Raw genomic sequence first — 13,604 nt, 5'->3', positions numbered from 1 at the left:
GCAGGTCGTGAAACGATGGGGCCGTGACCGTACCGAACACACCTGCGGGTAGCTCCCCCGGGCCGGACCCCTTCGCGCCGCCCTTCCCGCCGCAGCCGCCCGCCCGCCCCGAGCGGCCGCCGCTCGGACCCGAGCTGCGGATCGGCGCGATCATCACCGTCGGCGGAGCGGTCCTCGGCCTGGTCCTCGGCCTGCTCTGGCTCTGGCTCGCCCCCCGGATCGGGTACCAGGTCCAGGGCAACCGGATCCTCTACCGCGACCCCGAGGGCGAAGAGGCGATCGGCTCGGTCGGCGTCTTCTCGCTGCTCGCCGCGGCCCTCGGCCTGGTCACCGCGCTCGGCGCCTTCCTCTGGACCCGCGCCCGCGGCGGCGGCATCGCCGTCGCCGTCGGCCTCGCCGTCGGCGGCGTGCTCGGCTCGCTGGTCGCCTGGCAGCTCGGCACCCACCTCGGCCCCACCGACGACCTCCGCGCGCACGCCATCGCGGTCGGCGACGGCGGCACCTTCGAGGGCCCGCTCGAACTCTCCGCGGGCGGGGCCCTCGTGGTGTGGCCGATGACCGCGATGATCGTCCTGCTCGCCCTCTCCGCCACCTTCGGCAAGCGCGAACCCGACCGCCCGCCGTACTGGGCCACGACGCCGCCGAGCCAGGCCAAGCAGTAGCGTCGGGTGCGCTCGGCCCCCGCTCAGCCCCGGGCGATGGGGGCGGTGACGGCCGCGGTGAGGCGGACGAGGTCGGCGGGGGCCAGTTCGAGTTCCAGGCCGCGCCTGCCCGCGGAGACGTAGACGGTCTCCCAGGCCAGGGCGCCGCTGTCGACCACGGTGCGGAGCTTCTTGCGCTGGCCGAGCGGCGAGATGCCGCCGACCACGTAGCCGGTGGAGCGTTCGGCGGCCGCGGGTTCGGCCATCGCGGCGCGCTTCGCGCCGAGCGCGGTGGCGAGGGCCTTGAGGTCGAGCTGCCCGGAGACGGGGACGACGGCGACCGCGAGGGCGCCGTCGGTCTCGGCCAGGAGCGTCTTGAAGACGCGGCCGGGAGCCACGCCCATCGCCTCGGCGGCCTCGGCGCCGTAGGAGGCGGCGGCCGGGTCGTGGGCGTACTCGTGGACGGTGAACGGGACGCCGGCGGTGTCGAGGGCGACGGTGGCGGGGGTGCCGCCGGCGGTCTTCTTCTTGGCCATGGGGCGGTGGGTCCTCAGTTGGGGCTGAACGCCTGGCGGGTCAGGTCGGCGGCGGGCAGCGAGGGGAGCTTGGCGATGACGGCGCTCTCGTGGCGGAGCAGTTCGAGTTCGCGGGTGAGGCGCTGCGCGGTGTCGGCGCAGGCGAGGAGCTCCTGCTTGACGTGGGTCGGCAGCGAGGTGGCGGCGGCGACCAGGTAGGAGAGCACCTGCGGGTCGTCGGGGAGGTCCTGCTCGCCGCTGAGGGTGGCTTCGCGGGCCCCGGCCAGGCGCTTCTGGTAGGTGCGGAAGGCACGCTCGACACCGGCGGCGAGGGCGCCGGAGCCCTCGCCGGGCTGTTCGGTGAGGGCGGAGACCTCGCCGACCAGGTAGGGGCCGGTGGCGTCGACGGAGCGCAGCCGGAACCGGGTGGTGCCGGTGACGAGGAGTTCGTAGTGGCCCTCGGGCTGCTCCCGGATCGAGGCGACGTCGGCGACGCAGCCGACCAGGTGGAGGGCGTCCAGCGGGTCGCCGCCCGGGGTGCCGATACCGTCCAACGGTCCTGCGGGGCCTTCGAGTTCGCGGACGGGTGCGGTCTCCCTGCCGTCCCTGATGGCGACCACGCCGAACCGGCGCGGGTCGTCCTCGGGCTGCTTCTGCAGGTCGGCGACCAGCCGGCGGTAGCGCTCCTCGAAGACGTGCAGGGGCATCACCAGCCCCGGGTAGAGGACCGTGTTCAGCGGGAAGAGCGGGAGCCGATCAGTCACGGCGGACAGCGTAGTTGGCCCAGCGCCACCGCCGCGCCGCAGTTACCGCGCGAAGGGGCTCAGCCGCGCTGCAGCAGCCGGGTGGCCCCGGCCACCGCGGTGGTGGCGAGGACCCAGCCGGTGAGCACCAGCGCGGTGGCGACCCACTGGCCGGGGCGGTCGGGGTTCCAGCCGTTCTGCCCGAGGTCGATCAGCGGGAGGACCTTGCCGGCCGCGTACAGGGCCGGGTTCCAGACCACCTTCTCGTCGGCCTTGAGCGGCTCGGGCGGGTGCTCGGCGAAGTACGCGGTGCCGAGCAGCCAGGCGAGGACCAGCCAGGCGGCGGCCCGGCCGGGGCGGTAGCCGTAGCCGACGGCGGCGTCCTGCAGGTGGCCCCAGAGCCGGCCGGGCAGCGGCAGGGTGCGCCGGCGGCGGCGCTGCTTGGCGTACAGGACGGTGCGGGCGTCCTCGTCGGCGCCGTCGCGGCGCAGCGCGGCGGCGAGCTGCTCGTAGGCCTCGGGGCGGAACTCGGCGCCGGAGTCGACCCAGGCGATCCGGCGGTCCAGCGGGAAGGGTTCGGCGGGGCGGAGGGCTTCGTAGGTGAAGCCGGTGAGCGAGACGTGGTGGTCGGCGGGCCAGCTGTTCGGGGCGTCGATCAGGTTGCCGATCCGGGCGCGGCTGAGCGAGACCGGTCCGGTGGGCGCCATCTCGCAGGTGAAGCGGAGTTCGGGGGACTGGATCCGGCTGAGCGCGAGTTCCTCGCCGGGGCCGAGGTGGAACTCGGCGAGCGAGATCAGGCAGGCGTTCTCGAAGCGCCCGTCGGAGAGCCGGACCCTGCCCCAGGAGCGGAACGGGGTGTAGCTGACGGCCCGGCGGTCGGCGGCGGTCACGGGGTGGCCGTAGCCGGAGCCGTACACGGAGCGGGAGCCGGTCCAGCCGGCGTCCTCGGAGCTGGCCAGGTACAGGGTGTGGCCGACGCTGATCCGGGCGGCGTCGAGCGCGTTGGGGTTGTCGGCGACGGCGTGCAGCTGGGCGCCGCGGAGCGCCAGGCGGCCGCCGATGCGGGCCGACCGGAGGCTCAACTCGCCCTGGAGTTCCAGGCGTTCGGCCTCCACGTCCTGGTTGACGGTGAGTCCGTCGGCGGAGATCGCCCGGCCGTACAGGTCGGGGCCGACGGCGCTCTGGTTGAGCAGCAGGTCGGTGCCGATCCGGGCGTCGGTGAGCCGGATGCCGTCGCGTACGCCGCAGCGGGCGAGGTGCACGTCGCCGTCGCTGGCCAGCCGGGAGGCCTCGATCCGGGGGAGGCGGCAGGAGACCAGCCGCAGGGTGCCGACCGCGGCCTCGGAGATCAGCAGTTTGCGGTCGAAGCGGCAGAGCTGGAACTCCACGTAGCTGTCGATCCGTCCGCCGGCCAGCCTGAGCGGCCCGGTGATCTCGGCGCCGGTGAGCTTCAGCGAGGCGACCTTTCCGGGGCGGGGCGGCGGGCCGGCCAGCAGCAGCCGGGAGATCACCTCGGCCCGGACGGTGCGCCCGGCGTCCCAGGGTTCGTCGGCGAACGGGTCGTCGGGGCCGTCCGCCGCGCCGTCGGGGCGCACGGTCCTCCCGGCCGGTGCGGGCAGGTAGAGCCTGGCCTGGCGGCGCGGCCGCTCGGCCCGCAGGTCGTAGACCTCGCCGTTGCGGAACGCCTCCCACAGGCCGCGTTCGGTGTCGGTCCAGTCGTCCGGCGCCTGCTCCACCCGTTCCCCCCGATGATCTTGGAACTGTCTCACCCTTCGTATCACGGACTGAAATGCCCGGCTGCCGGTTTCGACCACTCCTTACACTTGGCCCTGTGATCTCTCGAATCGACCTCCGCGGCTCCTCCCAGGACCCCCGCGACGTGCTGCCCCGTGCCGAGTTCGACGTCGAGGCCGCCCTGGAGAAGGTGCGGCCGATCGCGGAGGACGTACGCCATCGCGGCGTGGCGGCGCTGATCGAGATCACCGAGCGGTTCGACGGGGTGCGGCTGGAGTCCACCCGGGTCCCGGCCGCGCAGATCGCCGAGGCCCTGGAGCAGCTGGACCCCGAGGTGCGCGCCGCGCTGGAGGAGTCGATCCGCCGGGCCCGCGCCGTCCACGGCGACCAGCGCCGGGTCGGCCACACCACGCAGGTGGTGCCGGGCGGCACCGTGACCCAGCGGTGGGTGCCGGTGGACCGGGTCGGCCTGTACGTGCCGGGCGGTCTGGCGGTCTACCCGTCCTCCGTGGTGATGAACGTGGTGCCCGCGCAGGAGGCCGGGGTGGCCGGCATCGCCGTCACCTCGCCGCCGCAGAAGGCGTTCGGCGGCCGCGTCCACCCGACCATCCTGGCGGCGTGCGCGCTGCTCGGCGTCGAGGAGGTGTACGCGGTGGGCGGCGCCCAGGCGGTGGCGATGTTCGCGCTGGGCACCGAGGAGTGCGAGCCGGTCAACCTGGTCACCGGCCCGGGCAACATCTACGTCGCCGCCGCCAAGCGCCTGTTCGCGGGCCGGATCGGCATCGACTCGGAGGCCGGCCCGACCGAGATCATGGTCCTCGCGGACGACACGGCGGACGCCGCCGAGGTCGCCGCCGACCTGATCAGCCAGGCCGAGCACGGCCCGACCTCCGGCTCCGTGCTGGTCACCGCCTCGCCGCTGCTGGCGGACGCGGTGGAGGCCGAGCTGAAGACCCAGGTCGCCCGCACCCGGCACTCCGAGCGGGTGGCCGAGGCGCTGGGCGGCCCGCAGTCCGGCATCATCCTGGTCGACGACCTGGAGCAGGGGCTGGCGGTGGTCAACGCGTACGCCGCCGAGCACCTGGAGATCCAGACCGCCGAGCCGCACGCCGTCTCCGAGCGGGTCCGCAACGCGGGCGCGATCTTCCTCGGCCGCTTCACCCCGGTCTCGCTGGGCGACTACGCGGCCGGCTCCAACCACGTGCTGCCGACCGGCGGCTGCGCCTGCCACTCCTCGGGCCTGTCCGTGCAGACCTTCCTGCGCGGCGTGCAGGTGGTGGAGTACGACCGCGCGGCGCTGGCCGACATCGCCGCGCACGTGGTCAACCTGTCCGAGGCCGAGGACCTGCCCGGTCACGGCGACGCGATCAAGGCCCGATTCGACTGGAGTGTCCCCAGCTCGTGACGAAGATCGACGACCTCCCCGTCCGGGACGAGCTGCGCGGCCAGTCCCCGTACGGCGCACCGCAGCTGGACGTGCCGGTGCAGCTGAACACCAACGAGAACCCGTACCCGCTGCCGGAGCCGCTGGTGGCCCGGATCGCCGAGCGGGTGGCCGAGGCCGCCCGGCAGCTCAACCGCTACCCGGACCGGGACGCGGTGGAGCTGCGCACCGGCCTGGCCGGGTACCTGAGCGACACCACCGGCTTCCCGGTGACCAAGGACCAGGTGTGGGCCGCCAACGGCTCCAACGAGGTGCTGCAGCAGCTGCTGCAGACCTTCGGCGGGCCCGGCCGCACCGCGATCGGCTTCGAGCCCTCGTACTCGATGCACGCGCTGATCGCCCGCGGCACCGGCACCGAGTGGGTCTCCGGCCCGCGCAACGACGACTTCACCATCGACCTGGACGCCGCCCGCGCCGCCATCGCGGAGCTGCGCCCGAACGTGGTGTTCGTCTGCTCGCCGAACAACCCGACCGGCACCGCCGTCGAGGCCGACACCGTGCTCGCCCTGTACGAGGCCGCACAGGCCGCCGGGCCCAGCATGGTGGTGGTCGACGAGGCGTACGTCGAGTTCTCGCACCGCGCCTCGCTGCTGCCGCTGCTGGCGGGCCGCCCCAACCTGGTGGTCTCCCGCACCATGTCGAAGGCGTTCGGCGCGGCCGGGCTGCGGCTCGGCTACCTGGCGGCGGACGCCGCCGTGGTCGACGCCGTCCAGCTGGTCCGGCTGCCGTACCACCTGTCGGCCGTCACCCAGGCCACCGCGCTGGCCTGCCTGGAGCACACCGACACCCTGCTCGGCTACGTCGCGCAGCTGAAGTCGGAGCGCGACCGCCTGGTGGTCGCGCTGCGCGGGCTGGGCCTCGAAGTGACCGACTCCGACGCCAACTTCATCCAGTTCGGCCGCTTCGCCGACACCCACGCGGTGTGGCGGGCGATCCTCGACCAGGGCGTGCTGATCCGTGACAACGGCGTGCCCGGCCGGCTGCGCGTCACCGCCGGCACCCCCGCCGAGAACGACGCCTTCCTGAGCGCCGTGTCGCAAGCAACCAAGGAGCTGTAACCCCGCATGTCCCGCATCGGCCGCGTCGAACGCACCACCAAGGAGACCTCCGTCCTGGTCGAGATCGACCTCGACGGAACCGGAAAGACGGACGTCTCCACGGGCGTCGGGTTCTACGACCACATGCTCGACCAGCTCGGCCGCCACGGCCTCTTCGACCTCACCGTCAAGACCGAGGGCGACCTGCACATCGACACCCACCACACCATCGAGGACACCGCCCTCGCGCTCGGCGCCGCCTTCCGGCAGGCGCTCGGCGACAAGGTCGGCATCTACCGGTTCGGCAACTGCACCGTCCCGCTGGACGAGTCGCTGGCGCAGGTCACCGTCGACCTGTCCGGCCGCCCGTACCTGGTGCACACCGAGCCGGAGAACATGGCTCCGATGATCGGCGCGTACGACACCACGATGACCCGGCACATCCTGGAGTCCTTCGTGGCGCAGGCGCAGATCGCCCTGCACGTGCACGTGCCGTACGGCCGCAACGCCCACCACATCGTCGAGTGCCAGTTCAAGGCCCTCGCCCGGGCGCTGCGCTACGCCTCCGAGCACGACCCGCGCGCCGCCGGCATCCTGCCCTCGACCAAGGGCGCGCTGTAATGGCATCGGTCCTGATCTTCCTCGGCATCTTCTTCGCCGCCGGCGTCTGGTCGTTCTGGAAGCAGGAGAAGCCGAAGAGCGTCGTCCTCGTCCTCGGCTTCGCCTCGGCCATGTGCCTGGCCGCCGGCATCATGCGCTACTAGGAGACCGCCAGATGTCCAAGAACGTCGTGGTGCTGGACTACGGCTCCGGCAACCTGCGCTCCGCCCAGCGCGCCGTCGAGCGGACCGGCGCGACCGTCACCGTCACCTCGAACTTCCAGGAGGCGCTGGACGCGGACGGCCTGCTGGTCCCCGGCGTCGGCGCCTTCGAGGCGTGCATGCGCGGCCTCAAGGCGGTCCGCGGCGAGCAGATCATCGGCCGCCGGCTGGCCGGCGGCCGGCCGGTGCTCGGCATCTGCGTCGGCATGCAGATCCTGTTCGAGAAGGGCGTCGAGCACGGCGTGGAGACCGCCGGCTGCGACGAGTGGCCCGGCACGGTCGAGCCGCTGGAGGCGCCGATCGTCCCGCACATGGGCTGGAACACCGTCGACGCCCCCGAGGGCACCCGGATGTTCGCCGGGATGGACGCCGACACCCGGTTCTACTTCGTGCACTCCTACGGGGTGCGGCACTGGGTGCTGGAGACCCACTCGGAGAAGATCCGCGCCCCCAAGGTGATCTGGGCAACCCACGGGCAGCCGTTCGTCGCCGCCGTGGAGAACGGCCCGCTGTGGGCCACCCAGTTCCACCCCGAGAAGTCCGGCGACGCCGGCGCCGCCCTGCTGACCAACTGGGTCGACACCCTCTGACGACGGAAGAGTCCTTCACACCATGACCAACCGCCTCGAACTGCTGCCCGCCGTCGACGTCCGCGACGGCCAGGCGGTCCGCCTGGTCAAGGGCGCCTCCGGCACCGAGACCTCCTTCGGCGAGCCGCTCGCCGCCGCCCTCGCCTGGCAGAACGCCGGCGCCGAGTGGCTGCACCTGGTCGACCTCGACGCCGCCTTCGGCACCGGCAGCAACCGCGAGCTGCTCCGCGAGGTCACCGGCCGCCTCGACATCAAGGTCGAGCTGTCCGGCGGCATCCGCGACGACGAATCGCTCGCCGCCGCGCTCGCCACCGGCTGCACCCGGGTCAACCTCGGCACCGCCGCCCTGGAGAGCCCCGAGTGGGTCGCCAAGGTCATCGCCGAGCACGGCGACCGGATCGCGGTCGGCCTCGACGTGGTCGGCACCACCCTGCGCGGCCGCGGCTGGACCCGCGACGGCGGCCAGCTCTACGACGTGCTGGCCCGCCTCGACGCCGAGGGCTGCGCCCGCTACGTGGTCACCGACGTCAACCGCGACGGCACCCTGACCGGCCCCAACCTGCAGCTGCTGCGCGACGTCTGCGCCGCCACCGACAAGCCCGTGGTCGCCTCCGGCGGCGTGTCGTCGCTCGACGACCTGCGGGCGATCGCCACCCTGGTGCCGGAGGGCGTCGAGGGCTCGATCGTCGGCAAGGCCCTCTACGAGCAGAAGTTCACCCTCGAAGAGGCCCTGGAGGCTGTGTCCCGATGACCGACGAAACCCCGGCCGCCGTCGCCCGCCAGTCCGGACAGTCCCCCTTGGAGGACGCGTACGGATTCTCCCGGGCGGTGGCGGCCGGGGACTTCGTCCTGGTCGCGGGCTGCACCGCCTACGACAACGGGATCGTCCAGTTCGAGGGCGACCCGTACGAGCAGACGCTGGCCTCCTTCCGGGTGGCCTTCGACGCGCTCGCCGCCTACGGGCTCACCGCCGCCGACGTGGTCCGCACCCGGGTGTACCTCACCCACGTCCGGGACTGCGACGAGGCCGGCCGCGCCCACAAGGAACTCTTCGACCAGGTCCGCCCGGTCACCACCATGGTGGTGGTCCAGGGCCTGACCGACTCCCGGATGATGGTCGAGGTCGAGGTGGAGGCCCACCGCCCCGGCCTCGCCCGCACATTGGAAGGCACCCAGCAGTGACACTCGCAGTACGCGTCATCCCCTGCCTGGACGTGGACGCCGGACGCGTCGTCAAGGGCGTCAACTTCCAGAACCTGCGCGACGCCGGCGACCCGGTCGAACTCGCCAAGCTCTACGACGCCCAGGGCGCCGACGAGCTCACCTTCCTCGACATCACCGCCTCCTCCGGCTCCCGCGAGACCACCTACGACGTGGTCCGCCGCACCGCCGAACAGGTCTTCATCCCGCTCACCGTCGGCGGCGGCGTCCGCGCCGTCGAGGACGTCGACAAGCTGCTGCGGGCCGGCGCCGACAAGGTCGGGGTCAACACCGCCGCGATCGCCCGCCCCGAACTGATCCGCGAGATCGCGCAGCGCTTCGGCCGCCAGGTGCTGGTCCTCTCCGTGGACGCCCGGCGCTGCCCGGAAGGCACCGAGACCGCCTCCGGCTTCGAGGTCACCACCCACGGCGGCCGCCGCGGCACCGGCCTGGACGCCGTCGAGTGGGCGGTGCGCGCCGCCGAACTCGGCGCCGGCGAGATCCTGCTCAACTCCATGGACGCCGACGGCACCAAGGACGGCTACGACCTGGAGATGATCCGCGCCGCCCGCAAGGCCGTCTCCATCCCCGTCATCGCCTCCGGCGGCGCCGGCAAGCTCGCCGACTTCGCCCCCGCGGTCGACGCCGGCGCCGACGCGGTGCTCGCCGCCAGCGTCTTCCACTTCGGCGACCTGACGATCGGTCAGGTCAAGGACGAACTCCGGGCCACCGGGCACCCCGTCCGCTGAGCCCTCCCGGAGCCCCGGCGACGGCGACTACGCCTGCCGGGGCTCCGGCTCCAGGATCGCGAACTGCGCGCCGAACGGGTCCGCCAGCACCGCGATCCGGCCCACCGTCGGCACCGGCTCCGGCGGCACCACGATGCTCCCGCCGGACGTGCGCACCTGATCGGTCGTCACCAGCGCGTCCGTCACCGCGAAGTGCACCAGCCAGCCGACGTCCACCCGCGGGTGCACCCCCGCCACCCCGCCGAACGAGGCCTTGAACGCGTCCTCGCCCTCCGCCGTGCGCAGCACCGTGTACTCCACCCCCGGCACCCCGCTGTCCCGCGTCCGCCAGTCGAACAGGCCCTGGTAGAACCGCAGCGCCGCCGGAACGTCCGGCGTGTGCAGCTCCGCCCAGCACAGCGCGCCCGGCCCGCCCACCGCGTCCAGCCCGACCGTCTCCCCGGCCTGCCACACCGCGAACCGGCCACCCGTCGGATCCGTCAACTGCGCGAACCGCCCCGCCGTGGACACGTCCATCGGCGGCACCCGCACCGTCCCCCCGGACTGCGCCACGGCCGCCGCCGCGGCGTCCGCGTCGGCGGTCCGGAAGTACACCGTCCAGGCCGGCAGCGCCTCCTCCTCGGTCAGCGGACCCGCCGCGGCCACCGTCCGGCCCTGGATCCGGAAGAACCCGTAGCCGCCGGCCTCCGGACCGGCCGACTCGAAGGTCCAGCCGAACACCGAACCGTAGAACAGCTCGGACTCGGCGAGATCCGGACTGCCGAGATCGATCCAGTTCGGCGATCCGAGCCAGTGGTCGGTGCTCACCATGCGCGCACGCTCCTGAAGGGTGACGGGAAACCGGGCCACCGACAGGCTGGCACACCGACCGGACAAAACGGACCGACGCGCCGTCAGCCCGCCGGCAGCGGCAGCACCTCCGCCAACCGGGCCACCGCCTCCGCCGCGCCCTCCGCCACCACCGCGGCCCGCGCCCCCCGCCCGTACAGGAACAGCACCAACTCGCCCGGCTCGCCCGTCACCGTCACCGTCGCAGCCCCCTTCCGACGCACCGTCACCTCCCGGCCGTCCGGGTGCACCAGCCGCAACGACACCGGCGCCTTCGCGTCACCGAACCGCGCCACCATCGGCACCCGCCGCCACAACGCCTCCGCGAGCTCCGCCGCCACCGCCTCCGGCTCGAACTCCCCGGCCCGGCGCACGTCCTCCGCGTGCACGAAGAACTCCACCAGGTTCGCCGCCTCGTCCACCCCCGGCAGGTTGAACGGCGACCACGCCGGCGGCCCCGACCGGAACGACTTCACCAGCTCCCCGAACGGCCGCCCCGCCACCTTCCCCTGCACCCGCCCCGTGTACCCCGCCAACCCGCGCACCCGGATCCCCACCGCCGCGTCCGGCCGCCCCTCCCGCACCACCAGGTGCGCCGCCAGATCCCGCACCGCCCACCCCGCACACAACGTCTCCCCCTCGGCCCCCGCCCCCACCATCAACCGACTCAACCGGGCCCGTTCACCCTGCGCAAGACTCGTCATACGGCCAGCGTACGATCCGCCGCACGGGACGGGGTTCGCCGCTAGTTCTTGAAGGTGAGCGCGCAGGTGATGCCGCGCCAGCCCTGCTGGTAGTACTCCAGCGGCAGCCCGATCGAACTGCTGAAGCGCGGCCCCCCGGCGGCCTTCGCCAGCGTCTCGGCGGTCGGAGCTTTGCAGAGCTCGTTCATGGTGTGGAAGATCGCGGGCAGGTCCGTGAGCCCGTCGGGGAGGTCGGCGACGGCGATCGCCTCGGCGTCGTGCGGCTGGTCGCAGGGGACGCCGGTGGCCTCGTGGACCTTGCTGAGCCTCGGCACCAGGAAGCACTCACCCGGCAGGAAGTGCGGGTACGGGTACGTCTTCGACGGCGACGGTGACGGGGTCGGGGAGGCGCTCGGCGGGGGCGGGGGTGCGGCTGCGGGTCTGTGGGGGGCGGGCCAGAGGAGGACGGCGGTGGTGAGGGCGAGGGCGGCCGCCACCGTGGATGCGAGGAGTGTCTTCTGTCGACCGGTCATGCCAACCCCCTGAGTTCTTCGTCATTGTGGGGGGCCGACGGGGGGCGCGTCAGCCCTTCGGGGAAGTGGGTGTCCGGATGGTGGGCGGTGCGGCGGGTGGGGGCGGTGCGGCCTGCGAGAATGGGGGGATGGCGAAGAATCCCGCTGCCCCTGGCAGTACGGCCCTGGACCCGGCGATCGCGGCGCGGCTGAAGCGCTCCGCGGACGGCCTGCTGCCCGCGGTGGCGCAGCAGTACGACACGGGCGAGGTGTTGATGCTCGGGTGGATGGACGACGAGGCGCTGCACCGGACGCTGACCACCGGGCGGTGCACGTACTGGAGCCGGAGCCGGCGGGAGTACTGGGTGAAGGGGGACACCTCGGGGCACGTGCAGCACGTGAAGCAGGTGGCGCTGGACTGCGACGGGGACACGCTGCTGGTGAAGGTGGACCAGGTCGGTGCGGCCTGTCACACCGGTGACCGGACGTGCTTCGACGCCGACGTGCTGCCGCTGGCCCGCTAGCCTTTCCCCGTCCGTCCGTCCTTCTCATCCGATCGGTGCCCCATGGACATTGAGGCTTTCCGCACGCTCGCCGCTGACACCCGGGTCATTCCCGTCACCCGCCGGCTCCTCGCGGACGGCCTCACTCCGATCGGCGTGTACCGCAGCCTGGCGGGGGAGCGGCCGGGCACGTTCCTGCTGGAGTCGGCGGAGCAGGGGCGCAGCTGGGCCCGGTACTCGTTCGTGGGGGTGCGTTCGGGCGCGGTGCTGACGGTGGGTCAGGACGGCGGGGCGCGCTGGCTGGGGGAGCCGCCGGTGGGCATTCCGACGGAGGGGGACCCGCTGGAGGTGCTGCGGGCGACGCTCGCGGCGCTGCACACGCCGCGCCGCCCGGACGACGGGCTGCCGCCGCTGACCGGCGGCCTGGTGGGGTACCTGGGGTACGACGTGGTGCGCCGGCTGGAGAAGCTGCCGAACCTGACCCCGGACGACCTGAAGCTGCCCGAGCTGACGCTGCTGATGGCGACCGACCTGGCGGTGCTGGACCACGCGGACGGCACGGTGCTGCTGATCGCCAACGCGGTCAACCACAACGACCTGGCCACCGGCGTGGACGAGGCGTACGCGGACGCGGTGGCCCGGCTGGACGCGATGGAGCGCGACCTGCGGCGGCCGGTCGACCCGGGGCTGGCCACGTACACGCCGACCGCGGTGGACGCGCACTCGCCGTTCGGCGGGGAGCCGTACCGCAAGGCCGTCGAGGTGGTGAAGGAGCGGATCCGGGCCGGCGAGGCGTTCCAGGTGGTGCCCTCGCAGCGGTTCGAGGCGCCGTGCCCGGCGTCCGCGCTGGACGTGTACCGGGTGCTGCGCACCACCAACCCCAGCCCGTACATGTACCTGTTCCGCTTCCCGGGGCCGGACGGCGGCGCGGAGGGCGGCTTCGACGTGGTCGGGTCCAGCCCGGAGGCGCTGGTGAAGGTCGCCGGGGGCGAGGCGATGCTGCACCCGATCGCCGGGACCCGGCACCGCGGCGCGACCCCGCACGAGGACGCCGAGCTGGCCGCCGAGCTGCTCGCCGACCCGAAGGAGCGGGCCGAGCACCTGATGCTGGTCGACCTGGGCCGCAACGACCTGGGGCGGGTGTGCGCGCCGGGGTCGGTCGAGGTGGTGGAGTTCATGACCATCGAGCGCTACAGCCACGTCATGCACATCGTCTCCACGGTGACCGGCAGGGTCGCCGAGGGCCGCAGCGCGCTCGACGTGCTCACCGCCTGCTTCCCGGCGGGCACCCTGTCGGGGGCGCCCAAGCCGCGGGCGATGCAGATCATCGAGGAGCTCGAACCGACCCGCCGCGGCCTGTACGGCGGCTGCGTCGGCTACCTGGACTTCGCCGGCGACTCCGACACCGCGATCGCCATCCGCACCGCGGTGATCCGCGGGCGCACCGCCTACGTGCAGGCCGGCGCGGGCGTGGTCGCCGACTCCGACCCGCACGCCGAGGACACCGAGTGCCGCAACAAGGCCGCCGCCGTCCTGCGGGCCGTGGCCGCGGCCAACACGCTCCGCTGAGCCCCGCACCGGGCCGCCCCGAGCCCCCGGTGCGG

At 73.5% G+C, this 13,604-nt stretch carries 17 protein-coding genes; 11 read left to right on the top strand and 6 right to left on the bottom strand.

The window, feature by feature from the left end:
• Positions 1–23 precede the first annotated feature (23 nt).
• Positions 24–662 (top strand): DUF2567 domain-containing protein, encoded by a 639-nt coding sequence (locus tag BX266_RS09510; protein WP_259464625.1) that lies wholly within the window; start codon positions 24–26, stop codon positions 660–662.
• A gap of 23 nt (positions 663–685) precedes the next feature.
• Here BX266_RS09510 and ybaK read toward each other — a convergent pair whose 3' ends face one another.
• The 3 genes from ybaK to BX266_RS09495 are packed head-to-tail and all read right to left on the bottom strand — an operon-like array spanning position 686 to position 3,635.
• Entirely contained in the window at positions 686–1,177 is a 492-nt protein-coding gene (gene ybaK, locus BX266_RS09505; protein ID WP_099898467.1) for a Cys-tRNA(Pro) deacylase, read from the bottom strand.
• Between the two features lie 14 nt (positions 1,178–1,191).
• Positions 1,192–1,920 (bottom strand): LON peptidase substrate-binding domain-containing protein, encoded by a 729-nt coding sequence (locus tag BX266_RS09500; RefSeq protein ID WP_099898466.1) that lies wholly within the window; start codon positions 1,918–1,920, stop codon positions 1,192–1,194.
• A gap of 59 nt (positions 1,921–1,979) precedes the next feature.
• Entirely contained in the window at positions 1,980–3,635 is a 1,656-nt protein-coding gene (locus BX266_RS09495; RefSeq protein WP_099898465.1) for an oxidoreductase, read from the bottom strand.
• 95 nt (positions 3,636–3,730) lie between these two features.
• On the opposite strand from BX266_RS09495, the gene hisD reads away from it, so the two are divergent.
• The 8 genes from hisD to hisF are packed head-to-tail and all read left to right on the top strand — an operon-like array spanning position 3,731 to position 9,474.
• Positions 3,731–5,038, top strand: a complete 1,308-nt coding sequence (gene hisD, locus BX266_RS09490; protein WP_099898464.1) for a histidinol dehydrogenase — start codon at positions 3,731–3,733, stop codon at positions 5,036–5,038.
• Positions 5,035–6,135, top strand: coding sequence for a histidinol-phosphate transaminase (locus tag BX266_RS09485; RefSeq protein ID WP_099898463.1), 1,101 nt, complete (start codon positions 5,035–5,037; stop codon positions 6,133–6,135). The genes hisD and BX266_RS09485 overlap by 4 nt, the downstream gene beginning before the upstream one ends.
• A gap of 6 nt (positions 6,136–6,141) precedes the next feature.
• On the top strand, positions 6,142–6,735 hold the full coding sequence (hisB, locus tag BX266_RS09480) for an imidazoleglycerol-phosphate dehydratase HisB (protein WP_099898462.1): 594 nt from the start codon (positions 6,142–6,144) through the stop codon (positions 6,733–6,735).
• Complete coding sequence (locus BX266_RS38450; RefSeq protein WP_180290428.1) at positions 6,735–6,878, top strand: hypothetical protein; 144 nt, start codon at positions 6,735–6,737, stop codon at positions 6,876–6,878. Before hisB ends, BX266_RS38450 begins: the two co-directional genes overlap by 1 nt.
• A gap of 11 nt (positions 6,879–6,889) precedes the next feature.
• Positions 6,890–7,525 carry an imidazole glycerol phosphate synthase subunit HisH gene (gene hisH, locus BX266_RS09475; RefSeq protein ID WP_099898461.1) on the top strand — a complete coding sequence of 212 codons (636 nt, stop codon included), beginning with the start codon at positions 6,890–6,892 and terminating at the stop codon, positions 7,523–7,525.
• Between the two features lie 22 nt (positions 7,526–7,547).
• Positions 7,548–8,276 carry a bifunctional 1-(5-phosphoribosyl)-5-((5-phosphoribosylamino)methylideneamino)imidazole-4-carboxamide isomerase/phosphoribosylanthranilate isomerase PriA gene (priA, locus tag BX266_RS09470; RefSeq protein ID WP_099898460.1) on the top strand — a complete coding sequence of 243 codons (729 nt, stop codon included), beginning with the start codon at positions 7,548–7,550 and terminating at the stop codon, positions 8,274–8,276.
• Positions 8,273–8,707 (top strand): RidA family protein, encoded by a 435-nt coding sequence (locus tag BX266_RS09465; RefSeq protein WP_099898459.1) that lies wholly within the window; start codon positions 8,273–8,275, stop codon positions 8,705–8,707. The genes priA and BX266_RS09465 overlap by 4 nt, the downstream gene beginning before the upstream one ends.
• Positions 8,704–9,474, top strand: a complete 771-nt coding sequence (gene hisF, locus BX266_RS09460) for an imidazole glycerol phosphate synthase subunit HisF (protein ID WP_099898458.1) — start codon at positions 8,704–8,706, stop codon at positions 9,472–9,474. The genes BX266_RS09465 and hisF overlap by 4 nt, the downstream gene beginning before the upstream one ends.
• A gap of 27 nt (positions 9,475–9,501) precedes the next feature.
• Here the strand turns inward: hisF and BX266_RS09455 are convergent, their stop codons facing one another.
• The 3 genes from BX266_RS09455 to BX266_RS09445 all read right to left on the bottom strand — a co-directional run bounded on the left by BX266_RS09455 (position 9,502) and on the right by BX266_RS09445 (position 11,518).
• A complete protein-coding gene (locus tag BX266_RS09455) occupies positions 9,502–10,284 on the bottom strand; it encodes a VOC family protein (RefSeq protein ID WP_099898457.1) in 783 nt (260 codons plus the stop codon).
• A gap of 83 nt (positions 10,285–10,367) precedes the next feature.
• Positions 10,368–11,006 carry a TIGR03085 family metal-binding protein gene (locus BX266_RS09450; protein ID WP_099898456.1) on the bottom strand — a complete coding sequence of 213 codons (639 nt, stop codon included), beginning with the start codon at positions 11,004–11,006 and terminating at the stop codon, positions 10,368–10,370.
• 41 nt (positions 11,007–11,047) lie between these two features.
• Complete coding sequence (locus BX266_RS09445; RefSeq protein ID WP_143686893.1) at positions 11,048–11,518, bottom strand: hypothetical protein; 471 nt, start codon at positions 11,516–11,518, stop codon at positions 11,048–11,050.
• Positions 11,519–11,646: 128 nt separating this feature from the next.
• Here BX266_RS09445 and hisI point away from each other — a divergent pair, with 128 nt between their 5' ends.
• Both hisI and BX266_RS09435 read left to right on the top strand, forming a co-directional pair.
• Positions 11,647–12,021 (top strand): phosphoribosyl-AMP cyclohydrolase, encoded by a 375-nt coding sequence (gene hisI, locus BX266_RS09440; RefSeq protein WP_099898454.1) that lies wholly within the window; start codon positions 11,647–11,649, stop codon positions 12,019–12,021.
• A 42-nt stretch (positions 12,022–12,063) separates the two neighbouring features.
• On the top strand, positions 12,064–13,569 hold the full coding sequence (locus BX266_RS09435) for an anthranilate synthase component I (protein ID WP_099898453.1): 1,506 nt from the start codon (positions 12,064–12,066) through the stop codon (positions 13,567–13,569).
• Positions 13,570–13,604: the final 35 nt, after the last annotated feature.

This window comes from Streptomyces sp. TLI_171, from assembly GCF_003610255.1.
GTDB lineage: Bacteria > Actinomycetota > Actinomycetes > Streptomycetales > Streptomycetaceae > Kitasatospora.
The sequence above is the reverse complement of the archived record's forward strand: the minus strand, read 5'-3'. Positions and strand labels throughout refer to the sequence as shown.